This window comes from Caballeronia sp. AZ1_KS37 (genome assembly GCF_023631165.1).
Classification (GTDB): domain Bacteria; phylum Pseudomonadota; class Gammaproteobacteria; order Burkholderiales; family Burkholderiaceae; genus Caballeronia; species Caballeronia zhejiangensis.
In genome coordinates this window covers 110,027-122,789 of the sequence record NZ_JALQDP010000013.1, presented here as the reverse complement: position 1 = coordinate 122,789, position 12,763 = coordinate 110,027, and the positions used below count along the sequence as shown (strand labels likewise).

The window sequence follows — 12,763 nt, the reverse complement described above, 5'->3', positions numbered from 1 at the left end:
ATCGTCGCGATCAACAAAGACCCCGAAGCGCCGATCTTCAGCGTCGCCGATTACGGTCTCGTCGGCGATCTGTTCTCGGTCGTGCCGGAACTGGTGAAAGAGCTCGGCTAACCGCGCCATGTGAGTCGAACACTCACCACAAAAATAAGAAAGGGCGCGACGAACGTTGCGCCCTTTTTTTGTACCCGAAAATTGAAACAGGAGGAGACAGGACGATGAGCTATCGCGCACCCGTCAAGGACATGTTGTTCGTAGTGAAGGAGCTGGCGGATATCGACCGCATCGCCGCGCTGCCCGGTCACGAAGACGCGGGCTTCGATACGGCGCAGGCCGTCGTCGAAGAAGCCGCGCGCTTTTGCAGCGAAGTAATCGCGCCGCTGAACGTCGAAGGCGATCGCAATCCAAGCGCCTGGGCGAACGGCGAAGTCACGACGACGCCCGGCTTCAAGAACGCGTTCCGCCAGTTCGCGGAAGGCGGCTGGCAAGGCGTCGTGCATCCGGCGGACTTCGGCGGACAGGGCTTGCCGAAGCTCATCGCGACGCCGTGCATCGAAGCGCTCAACTCGGCGAATCTCTCTTTCGCGCTGTGCCCGCTGCTCACCGACGGCGCAATCGAGGCGCTCCTCACCGCCGGCAGCGACGAGCAGAAGGCGCGCTATCTGCCGAAGTTCATTAGCGGCGAATGGACCGGCACGATGAACCTCACCGAGCCGCAGGCGGGTTCCGATCTCGCGCTCGTGCGCACGCGGGCCGAGCCGCAGGGCGATGGCACGTACAAGGTCTTCGGCACGAAAATCTTCATCACGTACGGCGAACACGACATGGCAAAGAACATCGTCCATCTCGTGCTCGCGCGCACGCCCGATGCGCCCGAGGGCGTGAAAGGCATCTCGCTCTTTCTCGTGCCGAAGTTCCTCGTCAATGACGACGGCTCGCTCGGCGAGCGCAACGACGTGCATTGCGTGTCGATCGAGCACAAGCTCGGCATCAAGGCGAGCCCGACGGCCGTGCTGCAATACGGCGATCACGGCGGGGCGACCGGGTATCTGATCGGCGAGGCGAATCGCGGCCTCGAATACATGTTCATCATGATGAACGCGGCGCGTTTTGCGGTCGGCATGCAGGGTGTCGCGATCGCCGAGCGCGCGTATCAACAGGCGGTCGCGTACGCGAAGGAGCGCGTGCAGAGCCGTCCCGTCGATGGCAGCGCGAAGGAGCCGGTGACGATCATCCATCACCCCGACGTGCGCCGCATGCTCTCGACGATGCGCGCCTACACCGAAGGCGCCCGCGCGCTCGCCTACGTCGCAGCGTCGCACAGCGATCTCGCGCACGGCCATCCGGACGATGATGCCAGGAAGAGTCATCAGGCGATCTACGAATATCTCGTGCCGATCGTGAAGGGCTTTTCCACGGAAATGTCCGTCGATGTCGCGAGTATCGGCGTGCAGGTGCATGGCGGCATGGGCTACATCGAGGAGACGGGCGCGGCGCAGCATTATCGCGACGCGCGCATTCTGCCGATCTACGAAGGCACGACGGCGATTCAGGCGAACGACCTCGTCGGCCGCAAGACCGTGCGCGATGGTGGCCGTGCGGCGCAAGCGCTGCTCGCGCAGATCGATCAGACGATCGCCGCGCTCGCCGAAGTGGATGGCAAGCCGTTCAAGTCGATGCATCGACATTTGAGCGCGGGAAGTCTGTCGCTGGCGCGCGCGATCGAGTTCATCGTCGCGAAGTTCAAGAGCGACCCGAACGCGGTGTTCGCGGGCAGCGTGCCGTATCTGCGGCTTGCGGGCATCGTGTTGTCCGGATGGCAGATGGCGCGCGCGATGCTCGTCTCGCAGGCGAAACGCGCGGAAGACGAGCGCTTTCATTCCGCGAAGATCGCGACAGCCGAGTTTTTCGCGGAGCACATTCTGTCGCTGGCTCCTGGGATCGAGGCGTCGATCGTCAGCGCGAACGGCGGGGAAGGCGTGCTCGCACTCAGCGAAGATCAGTTCTAGAAACGACAAAGCGCCTTCATCGAAGGCGCCTTTGCTTTGCTTTGATGCGACAACGCGAATTACGCGTTCGCGTATCCCGGACGCGTCTTCACGCCGACGTCGCCGAAATAGCGATGCACCGAAAGGTCGTCCGCGCGGATCGCGGGCTGCTTGCCGGACATGAGATCGGCGAGCAATTGGCCGGAGCCGCACGACATCGTCCAGCCGAGCGTGCCGTGGCCCGTGTTCAGGAACAGGTTCGGCACCGGCGTGCGGCCGACGATCGGCGTGCCGTCAGGCGTCATCGGGCGCAGGCCGGTCCAGAACGTGGCGTTCGTGGTGTCGCCGCCGCCCGGGAAGAGGTCGTTCACGCACATTTCGAGCGTTTCGCGACGCGCCGCTTTGAGCTTCTTGTCGTATCCGACAATTTCCGCCATGCCGCCCACGCGGATGCGGTCGTCGAAACGCGTGATCGCGATCTTGTACGTTTCGTCGAGCACGGTCGACACAGGCGCGCGGTTCGCATCGACGATCGGCGCGGTAATCGAATAGCCCTTCAGCGGATAGACCGGAATCTTGACGAGATCGCCCAGCAGTTTCGGCGAATACGAGCCGAGCGCGACGACGTACGAATCCGCCGTCACCAGTTCCTTGCCGCACTGCACGCCGGCGATGCGGCCATTCGCGACGGCGAGCGCGTCGATCGAGGTGTTGTAGCGGAACTTGACGCCGAGCGCTTCGGCCATTGCGGCGAGCCGCGTGGTGAACATCTGGCAGTCGCCGGTTTCATCGTTCGGCAGACGCAGACCGCCCGTCAGCTTCTGCGACACGGCGGCGAGCGCGGGTTCGGCCTTCTTGAGTTCGTCGGCGGTGAGCAGCTCGAACGGCACGTTCGCGTCTTTCAGCACGGCGATGTCCTTGCCCGCGCCATCGAATTGCTGCTGCGTACGGAACAGTTGCAGCGTGCCCCCCGTGCGGCCTTCATAGGAAATGCCCGTGTCCGCGCGCAGCGCCTGCAGGCAGTCGCGGCTGTATTCGGCGAGGCGGACCATGCGGCCCTTGTTCACCGTGTAGCGATCTTGCGTGCAGTTACGCAGCATTTGCCACATCCATTGCAACTGATTCATCGTGCCGTCGAGGCGGATCGCGAGCGGCGCGTGCTTTTCGAACATCCACTTCACGGCTTTGAGCGGCACGCCCGGCGCGGCCCACGGCGATGCATAACCGGGAGAGATCTGTCCGGCGTTCGCGAAACTCGTTTCGAGCGCGGGGCCGGCTTCGCGATCGATGACCGTGACTTCGTGGCCGGCGCGAGCAAGGTAATACGCGCTCGTCACGCCGACGACGCCGCTTCCGAGGATAACGATTCGCATGTGATCTCCAATTCGATTTCGCTGGACAGCCGGCCATACCTGCGACACCCTGTCCGTCTAGTGTTATCGCCTATAGTATTGAGATCAAAGCAGTTTTAGTTATTGTATTTGGTCGATTTTCAGGAAAAAGAAATGCGAACGCAGCGAAATCCGGTCCGTACGCTCGACAAGCTCGATCACAAGATCTTGAACATCCTTCAGGAGGACGGCCGCATCGCGATGAAGGATCTGGCGGAGCGCGTCGGATTGTCCGTGACGCCGTGTATCGAGCGCGTGAAACGCATGGAGCGCGACGGTGTCATCGTCGGCTATTACGCGCGCGTGAATCCGACCGAACTCGGCGCGGCGCTGCTCGTGTTCGTCGAGATCACGCTGGATCACAAAAGCGGCAACATGTTCGAGCAGTTCCGGCGCGAAGTGCAGAAGATTCCCGAAGTGCTCGAGTGTCATCTCGTGTCGGGCGATTTCGACTATCTGATCAAGGCGCGGATCGGCGAAATGGCGGACTATCGCAAGCTGCTCGGCGACATCCTGTTGCAACTGCCGGGCGCGGTTCAGTCGAAGAGCTATGTGGTGATGGAGGAGATCAAGGAGACGCTGAAGATTCTCGTCGAGACGTGATTTTTCGCTTGCGACGAAACGTCGATACTGTATATTTGTACAGTATCAATCGTTGGATTTTGTCGCAAATGTCATCGCCGGATCGTGAATATCCCGTCGCGCCGCCCGCTCCGTTGAAGGGGCGCGGTGCGGTCACGAACATCCAGGGCCGCTACGAGAAGGACGAGCGCGAGCGCGTCGACGACGGCTGGCTGCACGCCGCGGATGCCGAGGACGAGAGCGCACCGCCGCTGCGCACGCAGGTGTTCGAAGAGCGCGCCAAAACCATCCTCACGCGCAACAGTTCGCCGGATATTCCGTTCTCCGTATCGCTCAATCCCTATCGCGGATGCGAGCACGGCTGCATCTACTGTTTCGCTCGTCCGACGCACAGCTATCTCGGACTGTCGCCCGGCCTCGATTTCGAAAGCCGCATTTACGCGAAGATCAACGCGCCCGAATTGCTCGAACGCGAACTGGCGAAGCCGAACTACGAGCCCGAGCCGATCGCGCTCGGCGTCAACACCGACGCGTATCAGCCGGTCGAACGGGATCTGCAACTCACGCGGCGCGTCATTCAGATGCTGCACGACTGCGGCCATCCGTTCGCGGCGATCACGAAGAGCTCGCTGATCGAGCGCGACATAGACCTGCTCGCGCCGATGGCCGAACGCGGCCAGATGATGGCGGCGATCACAGTCACCACGCTCGATGCAGATATCGCGCGCACGCTCGAACCGCGCGCGGCCACACCTTCGCGGCGTCTGCGCACGATTCGCACGCTCGCGGAGGCGGGCATTCCAGTGGGCGTGAGCATCGCGCCGGTCATTCCGTTCGTGACGGAGCCGGACCTGGAGCGTGTGCTGGAAGCGTGCGCAGAGGCGGGCGCGACGACCGCGAGCTATATCGTGCTGCGTCTGCCATGGGAAGTCGCGCCGCTCTTCAAGGATTGGCTGGCCGCGCATTTTCCCGACCGCGCGGATCGCGTGATGAGCCGCGTGCGCGACATGCGCGGCGGCAAGGATTACGACTCGGATTTCTCGAAGCGCATGAAAGGCGAGGGCCTTTGGGCCGACATGCTGAAACAGCGCTTTCAGAAGGCGACGAAACGTCTTGGGCTTAATGCAAGACAGCGCGGGATTCTCGATATGTCCGAGTTTCAGCGACCGGCGAAACGGCCGCCGCCGCCGGCGAGCCCGCAGCTCGATTTGTTCTGACGTTCTATTGCGACAAAGTCTTCGCGGCTTCGACCTGGCCTTCGAAATAAGTCTGGAACGTGAGCGCGAGACCGGTCATCAGCAGAAATGCGCCGATCAGCAGCGAAAAGATCACGACGAAGATCACGGTCCAACCGGAGCGGCTTTCGCGTCCCGTGTGCGCGTTGAATTGCGCGTCCCACTTGGCGTCCGGGCGCAGGCCGTAGACGAGCGCGGAGAGGAAAGCCGCAAGCAGCGAGATTGCGCCGGGAAATGCCAGCGCCCAGCCGAGAATCGACGTGCGCTCCGTTTCGGCGAGCAGCAGATAGCCGAACGCACCCATTACGATACCGACGATATGCGCCCAGCCGTACTTGTCGCGCATTCCATAGAGGTAGAAGCGATGCAGTCCGATATAGCCGAACAGGAACGCCAGCGCGGCGGTCAGCGTTTTCGAGCGGAAGTATGGCGGAACCTGCTTGCCGGCCGGCTTGGAGCCGGATTGCGTGGCGACGGACGAGGAAGTCATCAGCGAAAGCGGTGGTGGATTGAGGCGGACGCCGGTCTGACATTTTACGCCTACCGCCAAGCACGCCGCCCATGGCACGTTGCCGCATTGGCGTGATTTCCGGTATCCGGCAACGCGCCGAATTCTTGCCGAACTTGGCGTCACATGCAAAAAATGCGTTAAGTGTTTGTTAGAGCGTCGGAATCCGGCTATAATCGCCTGTTCTCGTTGTTCCGAACCCCGGTTTTCAAGGATTTCAGCATGGTCATCATCCGCTTGGCTCGTGGCGGCTCGAAGAAGCGCCCGTTCTACAACATCGTCGCAACCGACTCGCGTAGCCGCCGTGACGGCCGCTTCATCGAGCGCGTGGGTTTCTACAACCCGGTCGCGACCAAGGGCGAATCGCTGCGCATCGCGCAAGATCGCCTGACGTACTGGCAAGGCGTTGGCGCGCAACTGTCACCGACCGTCGAGCGTCTCGTCAAGCAAGCTCAGCAAGCCCAGCCGGCTGCTTGAGTTCGCTGAGCCGACGCTGTAATAAACGCTCGAAACCTGCCCAAAGGTTCGCCGATGTCCGCGCGCGATTCTGAATCCGGCCGCGCATCGGAAAACATCGGCCGAACGAAGCCGGGGCAAGATGAAAGTTCCGCCACGTTTGGCGCGTTCGTCCGCAAGCCGGGCGCGCGCCGCGTGGCGGGCGACGTTTCGGGTAGCAACAAAGGCAGCGATAAAGGCAGCATTCAGCCGGAAGCCGCAATCGAGCGGGTCGAGGCTTTGCCCGAAGACGCCGTCGAAGTCGGTTTTATCGCCGATGCGTACGGTCTGAAGGGTTGGGTCAAGATCGTTCCGCACGCGAACGGCAAGCAGGGCGGCGACGCGCTGCTGAGCGCCAAACGCTGGTGGCTCGTCAAAGGCCGCGATCGCAAGTCCGCGCGCTGCCTGCAGTCGAAAGTGCACGCCGATACCATCGTCGCGCGTCTGGCCGGCTGCGATGACCGCGATGCGGCGCTCGCGCTGAAGGGCCATACGGTGAATATCGCGCGTGGCGATTTCCCGAAGCTCGACAGCGACGACGAATTTTACTGGGTCGATCTGATCGGCCTCGATGTCGAAAATGAAGCTGGCGTTGCGCTTGGTCGCGTCGCCGATCTTATCGACAACGGCGCGCATTCCATTCTGCGGATCGAGTATCCGGATACGAACAAGGACGGCGCGCCCGTCACCGGCGAGCGGCTCATTCCGTTCGTCGGCGTATATGTGAAGACGGTGGACCGGGCGGCGAAGCGTATCGTCGTCGACTGGGACGCCGATTATTGAACATCGGCACGTTACGGAGAGAGCGATGCAGTTCGATGTCGTGACGCTCTTTCCCGAAATGTTTCGCGCGCTGACCGACTGGGGCATCACCAGCCGGGCGGTGAAGCAGGAGCGGTTCGGTCTGCGCACGTGGAATCCGCGCGATTTCACCACGGACAACTACCGCACCGTCGACGATCGCCCTTACGGCGGCGGCCCCGGCATGGTCATGCTGGCGCGCCCGCTGGAAGACTCGATCCATGCGGCGAAGGCTGCGCAGCGCGAGCAGGGCATCACGTCGACGCGCGTCGTGATGATGTCGCCGCAAGGTGCGAAGCTGGATCACGATCGCGTGATGCGATTCGCGCAGGAACCCGGTCTCGTATTGCTGTGCGGCCGTTACGAAGCGATCGATCAGCGCCTGATCGACCGTGAAGTGGACGAAGAAGTGAGCCTCGGCGACTTCGTGCTGTCCGGCGGAGAACTCCCCGCCATGGCGCTGATGGACGCCGTAGTGCGTCAGTTGCCGGGTGTGCTGAACGACGCGCAATCGGCGGTGCAGGACAGTTTCGTCGATGTGCTGCTCGATTGCCCGCACTACACGCGTCCGGAAGAGTACGACGGCGTGCGCGTTCCCGATGTGCTGCTCGGCGGCCATCACAAGGAAATCGACGCCTGGCGCAGGCGCGAAGCATTGCGCAACACATTCAACAAGCGGCCCGATCTGATCGAGCGGGCGCGTCGCAGCAAGATGTTGAGCCGTGCCGATGAGGCGTGGCTCGCAGAACTCGCGAAGGAAGCGTCGAAGCCCGCATAGGTTTCGAGCGGACGAGCGGGAAAATGGGGGCGTCGAGTGGTATCGGCGCCTGAAGCAAACCCATCCTCTACCGGGGCCTGACTCAATACAAGGCACACAACTCCGGCAAGATGGCACAAGGAGTCAGTAATGAATCTGATTGAGCAACTCGAGAAGGAAGAGATCGCACGCGTTCTGGGCGAGAAGAGCATCCCCGACTTCGCGCCGGGCGATACCGTCGTCGTCAACGTGAACGTGGTCGAAGGCACGCGCAAGCGTGTTCAGGCTTACGAAGGTGTCGTCATCGCGAAGCGTAACCGTGGCCTGAACTCGAACTTCATCGTCCGCAAGATCTCGTCGGGCGAAGGCGTCGAGCGTACGTTCCAGACCTACTCGCCGCTGCTCGCGAGCATCGTCGTGAAGCGTCGTGGCGATGTCCGCCGTGCGAAGCTCTACTACCTGCGCGAGCGTTCGGGCAAGTCGGCTCGAATCAAGGAAAAGCTGGTGTTCAAGGACAAGTCTGCTGCTTCCGCAGAGTAAGTCCCTCGCCAGACGCAGTACGAAAAAAGCACCCCTCGGGTGCTTTTTTCTTTGGTGTGTTCAAATTGAGGCTTCCACAGAACCGTTCTCGACCCGTGTCCACCGGAAAGACTTCGACTCCCCGCATCCTCGAACCCGAAACGATGCCCGTCCTCTCGACGGGCGAGACACTCCCGCCCGTTCCGCCCGAGCGCCTCACGCCTGAAGGCTTGCGCGCGCGTTTCGCGATGGATCTCGACTGGGCGCAGGAAGAGCGCGAGCAGCGCATCAAGGCGATCGGCGGCGATCCGCGCGTGGCGTCTGTGCTGGTGCCGCTCGTCGTGCGCGAGGGCGGCTTGACCGTGCTGCTGACGCAGCGCGCCGATCATCTGTCGGATCACGCGGGGCAGATCAGTTTTCCGGGCGGCCGACGCGAGCCCGAAGACGCCGATGCCGCCGCCACCGCGCTTCGCGAAGCCTACGAAGAGGTGGGGTTGGGCGCGGAGCATTGCGAGGTCATCGGCGCGATGCCCGAGTATCTGACGGGCACGGGTTTCAAGGTGACGCCGGTCGTCGCGCTCGTGAATCCGCCATTCACATTGAAGGCCGATACACGCGAAGTCGCCGATATCTTCGAAGTGCCGCTCGCGTGGCTCATGAATCCCGCGAATCATGAAGTGCGGGTCTTTCGCTGGGAAGGCGGCGAGCGTCGTTTTTTTGCCATGCCATACAGCCCCGGCGACGGGAAGGCTCCATATTTCATCTGGGGCGCAACGGCTGGCATGTTGCGCAATTTTTATCGCTTCCTCGTGGCTCGCGCGTGACGGCGCGAAAAGTCCGCGCCCTTGTTGCGCGTTGCGCAAATACTTAGCGCATTAAAGGCGTCGGGTGCTGTGCTATCGTTACGCGAAACTCGAACTATCCGACCGTTTCGGCGCTTCGCATGACTTTTTTCTCCGTATTGCTGGCTCTCGTCATTGAGCAGATGCGCGCGTTATCGCCGCACAATCCGATTTCGGCGTTGCTTCAATATCATGCGGAATCCACCGCGCACGGTTTCGATGCCGGCAAGGAGAAGCATGGCATCGTCGCGTGGCTCGTGGTCGTGCTGCCGTGGACGCTCTTCGTCGGGCTCGTCTATTACGTGCTCTATCGGATCAACTTCGTTCTGGCGTTCTTCTGGAACGTAGTGATCGTCTATTTCACGCTCGGTTTCCGGCAGTTCAGCCACTATTTCACCGATATCCACCTCGCGCTCAACAACGACGACGTTCCGCGCGCGCGGGAAGTCCTGGCCGAGTGGACCGGCATCGATACGGTCGACATGCCCGTCAGCGAAATCGTCCGGCATACGCTGGTTCATGCGGTCGTGGCATCGCACCGGCACGTGTTCGGCGTATTCTTCTGGTTTCTGATTCCGATCGGCCCGGCGGGCGCGGTGCTCTATCGCATCGCCGAATACCTCGCGCGCGCGTGGTCGAAGCCGAATCCCGAGCGCACCGCGGAGTTCTCGTCGTTCGCGCAACGCGCGTTCTTCATCATCGATTGGGTGCCCGCGCGTCTGACGTCGCTCGGTTTCGCGATCGTCGGCAATTTCGAGGACGCCATTTACGCGTGGCGCAATCACGCGCGCCAATGGCCGGACGCAAACGAAGGCGTGTTGCTGGCAGCGGGCAGCGGTGCGCTGGGCGCGCGTCTCGCGGGGCCGCTCGCCGAGCCGCTTTCGGTCGAAGCGCTTGCCGTCGGCGATGCCAGTCCGTTGCCCGTCGGCGACGATTGCACGCCGCGCACGCTGCAATCGGCTGTCGGCCTCGTATGGCGGGCAGTCATTTTGTGGATGTTGCTGCTGCTGATGCTGACGATCGCCGTGTGGCTGGCGTAATCAATCGTCGAGCGGATCGCGCGCCGTCTGGCAATTCCAGCAGACGGTGAACTGCGGCTCCAGCCACTCGCCGCAATGCTTGCACTTCCAGGGCCGGGCGTTCGCGTCCGGCCCTTTTCTCGCGCGCTCCAGAAGGCGCAAGGCCAGCGCTTCGTCGCGATCGTCGACGATCCAGATTTCCGGCGCGCACTGATCGGCCGGAATCTCCCCCATCGCGCCATTCAAATAACGGTTGTGCAACTCGCACGGCACGCCCGCGGCCGACAGCACGTTCACCCAATGCTGCGCCGTGATGAGATCGGGAGCGCGCGTGAGCCGCTTCATCGAACGATCTGGCTGGCTTCGTGCACGAGTTGCGCGTAGAGCGCGTGACGTTCGGGGCGAATTTTTCCCGCTTCGACGGCTTCGAGCACCGCGCATCCCGGCTCGTGCAGATGATGGCAGTTGTAGAAGCGGCAATGTCCGAGATAAGGCCGGAAATCGGCGAAGGCGCGCTCGAGCTGGCCTTCCGACAGATGATGCAGGCCGAATTCCTGAAAGCCCGGCGAATCGATCAGCGAGCCGCCGCCTGGCAGATCGTAGAGACGCGTGAATGTGGTCGTATGACGGCCGCTGTTGAGCGCGGACGAAATCTCGCGTGTGGCGGCGTCGGCATCGGGGACGAGCAGGTTCACGAGCGTCGATTTGCCCATGCCGGATTGACCGAGCAGGATCGTCGAGCGGTCTTTGAGGCGTGCGTCGAGTTGCGGATGAACGTCGCCGGGCGCCATCTTCGCCGAGAGCTCGATCACCGTGTAGCCGAGTTCGCGATACGGCGCGAGACGTTCGCGCGCGAGCGGCAACGCGCTTTCGACATCGATCTTGTTCAATACGATCAGCGATTCCAGACCGTGCGCCTCGGCCGCGATCAGCGCGCGTCCGAGCAGGTCTTCGCTGAAATGCGGCTCGGTGGCGAGCACGATCAGAAGTTGATCGAGATTCGCCGCGAAGAGCTTCGACTTGAACTGATCCGAGCGATAGAGCAGATTGCGCCGTTCGGCGATCTCGACGATCACGCCCTGATCCGCCGACGACTGCTCGTAGAACACGCGATCGCCTACGGCCACTTCGCTTTTCTTGCCGCGCGGGAAGCACTGGAGCATCGCGCCGCCGTCTTCGGGCGTGACGAGATAGTGCCGCCCGTGCGCGGCGATCACCGTGCCTTCGAGCCGTGCCGCCGCACCTGACCGCTTGAACCCGCGCGTCATGCGGCGTGCTGCATCAGGCGGTCGATGCGCTGCGAGGCGGGCGGATGCGAGTAGTAGAACGCGGTGTAGATCGGATCGGGCGTGAGCGTCGACGCGTTGTCTTCATACAGCTTCACGAGCGCGTTCACGAGATCCTTCGGATCGGTCTGGCTGGCGGCGAAAGCATCGGCTTCGAACTCGTTCTTGCGCGACGTCAGGCTGCCGAGCGGCGTGATGAAGAACATGAACACGGGCAGCACGAGCATGAAGAGCACGAGCGCGAGCCCGTTATTGCTGCCGACGAGCGACGGCCGCACGCCGAGACCTTCGTAGAACCACGTCGTCTGAATGAGCCAGCCGAGCAGCGCGAGCATCGCGAGGCTGATGCCGAACATGACGACCATCAGCTTCAGAACGTGACGGCGCTTGAAATGGCCGAGTTCGTGCGCGAGCACCGCTTCGATTTCGTTGCCGGAAAGCCGCGCGAGCAGCGTGTCGAAGAACACGATGCGCTTTGCCGCGCCGAAGCCGGTGAAATACGCGTTGCCGTGCGCCGAGCGGCGGCTGCCGTCCATCACGAACAGGCCTTTCGCGGCGAAGCCCGTGCGCGACATCAGATTCGTGATGCGTGCGACGAGTGCTTCATCCTTCAGCGGTTCGAACTTGTTGAAGAGCGGCGCGATGAAGGTCGGATAGATGATCATCGCGAGCAGCTGGAAAGCCACCCAGACCATCCACGTCCACAGCCACCAGAAGGTGCCGGCGCGATCCATGAGCCAGAGCGTGAGCAGCAAGAGCGGCGCGCCGATCACGATGGCGAGCACCGTGCCCTTGACGAGATCGACGAAGAAGAGCTTCTTCGACATGCGATTGAAGCCGAACTTTTCCTCGATCACGAAATGGCGGATGTAGTCGAACGGCAGATCGATGACGCTCGTGATCGCCACCACCGACGCCACCAGCGCGATCTGTCCGAGATAGCCGCGGCCGAGCCAGTCCGAAATGGCGAGATCGAGCGCCTGGACGCCGCCGAGCAGCGTCAGCGCGACGAGCACGACCGCGCTCGTGACGACTTCGATCATGGTGAGGCGCGTGCGCTCGACGGTGTAATCCGCGGCGCGCTGATGCGCCGTGAGCGGGATCGTGCCGCTGAATTGCGCGGGCACGCCGTTGCGATGCGCGGCGACGTAGCGGATCTGGCGCGATGCGAGCCACAGCTTGGTCGAAACCATCGCGACGAGGGCGACGACGAAGATCGTCGAGAAGGCGAGAGTGAGGTTGGTCATCCGGGAATTCCGATTGAACTATGCGAGAATTATAGGTTCTAGGCCGTGCCGGCGCGCTCAGAAACTGTGCGGCATGGCTTTCCCATCTTTCAGGCC

General features: G+C 62.4%; 14 protein-coding genes and 1 pseudogene. 10 read left to right on the top strand and 5 right to left on the bottom strand.

From position 1 onward, the window contains the following. Together NCS00_RS10495 and NCS00_RS10490 are read left to right on the top strand one after the other, a co-directional pair. Window positions 1-111, top strand: a pseudogene (locus NCS00_RS10495) (electron transfer flavoprotein subunit alpha/FixB family protein); the annotation flags it as partial. Between the two features lie 104 nt (window positions 112-215). Beyond that, entirely contained in the window at window positions 216-2,006 is a 1,791-nt protein-coding gene (locus NCS00_RS10490) for an acyl-CoA dehydrogenase (RefSeq protein ID WP_250440038.1), read from the top strand. Between the two features lie 59 nt (window positions 2,007-2,065). Here NCS00_RS10490 and NCS00_RS10485 read toward each other — a convergent pair whose 3' ends face one another. Next, on the bottom strand, window positions 2,066-3,358 hold the full coding sequence (locus NCS00_RS10485; protein WP_250440036.1) for a D-amino acid dehydrogenase: 1,293 nt from the start codon (window positions 3,356-3,358) through the stop codon (window positions 2,066-2,068). A gap of 132 nt (window positions 3,359-3,490) precedes the next feature. Between NCS00_RS10485 and NCS00_RS10480 the strand changes: the two genes are divergently transcribed. Further along, window positions 3,491-3,979 carry an Lrp/AsnC ligand binding domain-containing protein gene (locus NCS00_RS10480; RefSeq protein ID WP_008342349.1) on the top strand — a complete coding sequence of 163 codons (489 nt, stop codon included), beginning with the start codon at window positions 3,491-3,493 and terminating at the stop codon, window positions 3,977-3,979. Between the two features lie 68 nt (window positions 3,980-4,047). Next, window positions 4,048-5,175, top strand: a complete 1,128-nt coding sequence (locus tag NCS00_RS10475) for a PA0069 family radical SAM protein (protein ID WP_008342347.1) — start codon at window positions 4,048-4,050, stop codon at window positions 5,173-5,175. Between the two features lie 4 nt (window positions 5,176-5,179). Here NCS00_RS10475 and NCS00_RS10470 read toward each other — a convergent pair whose 3' ends face one another. Then, a complete protein-coding gene (locus NCS00_RS10470) occupies window positions 5,180-5,683 on the bottom strand; it encodes a TM2 domain-containing protein (protein WP_008342345.1) in 504 nt (167 codons plus the stop codon). Between the two features lie 240 nt (window positions 5,684-5,923). Between NCS00_RS10470 and rpsP the strand changes: the two genes are divergently transcribed. From rpsP to NCS00_RS10440, 6 genes are all read left to right on the top strand, one after another. Then, complete coding sequence (gene rpsP, locus NCS00_RS10465; RefSeq protein WP_008342343.1) at window positions 5,924-6,178, top strand: 30S ribosomal protein S16; 255 nt, start codon at window positions 5,924-5,926, stop codon at window positions 6,176-6,178. A gap of 54 nt (window positions 6,179-6,232) precedes the next feature. Then, on the top strand, window positions 6,233-6,979 hold the full coding sequence (gene rimM / locus NCS00_RS10460) for a ribosome maturation factor RimM (RefSeq protein ID WP_034472683.1): 747 nt from the start codon (window positions 6,233-6,235) through the stop codon (window positions 6,977-6,979). A 25-nt stretch (window positions 6,980-7,004) separates the two neighbouring features. Continuing rightward, window positions 7,005-7,775: a tRNA (guanosine(37)-N1)-methyltransferase TrmD gene (gene trmD, locus NCS00_RS10455; RefSeq protein ID WP_250440034.1), complete on the top strand. Its 771-nt coding sequence runs from the start codon at window positions 7,005-7,007 to the stop codon at window positions 7,773-7,775. A gap of 129 nt (window positions 7,776-7,904) precedes the next feature. Continuing rightward, window positions 7,905-8,294, top strand: coding sequence for a 50S ribosomal protein L19 (gene rplS / locus NCS00_RS10450; RefSeq protein WP_008342338.1), 390 nt, complete (start codon window positions 7,905-7,907; stop codon window positions 8,292-8,294). A 143-nt stretch (window positions 8,295-8,437) separates the two neighbouring features. Next, a complete protein-coding gene (locus tag NCS00_RS10445) occupies window positions 8,438-9,097 on the top strand; it encodes a CoA pyrophosphatase (RefSeq protein ID WP_008342336.1) in 660 nt (219 codons plus the stop codon). 119 nt (window positions 9,098-9,216) lie between these two features. Beyond that, complete coding sequence (locus NCS00_RS10440; RefSeq protein WP_008342334.1) at window positions 9,217-10,155, top strand: CobD/CbiB family protein; 939 nt, start codon at window positions 9,217-9,219, stop codon at window positions 10,153-10,155. Here the strand turns inward: NCS00_RS10440 and NCS00_RS10435 are convergent, their stop codons facing one another. Genes NCS00_RS10435 through NCS00_RS10425 form a run of 3 tightly spaced genes read right to left on the bottom strand, consistent with a single transcriptional unit; the run spans window position 10,156 to window position 12,667 of the window. Then, window positions 10,156-10,479, bottom strand: coding sequence for a putative signal transducing protein (locus tag NCS00_RS10435; RefSeq protein ID WP_034472677.1), 324 nt, complete (start codon window positions 10,477-10,479; stop codon window positions 10,156-10,158). After that, complete coding sequence (rsgA, locus tag NCS00_RS10430; protein WP_250434988.1) at window positions 10,476-11,402, bottom strand: ribosome small subunit-dependent GTPase A; 927 nt, start codon at window positions 11,400-11,402, stop codon at window positions 10,476-10,478. Before rsgA ends, NCS00_RS10435 begins: the two co-directional genes overlap by 4 nt. Beyond that, complete coding sequence (locus NCS00_RS10425) at window positions 11,399-12,667, bottom strand: M48 family metallopeptidase (RefSeq protein WP_008342330.1); 1,269 nt, start codon at window positions 12,665-12,667, stop codon at window positions 11,399-11,401. The genes rsgA and NCS00_RS10425 overlap by 4 nt, the downstream gene beginning before the upstream one ends. Between the last annotated feature and the right edge of the window lie 96 nt (window positions 12,668-12,763).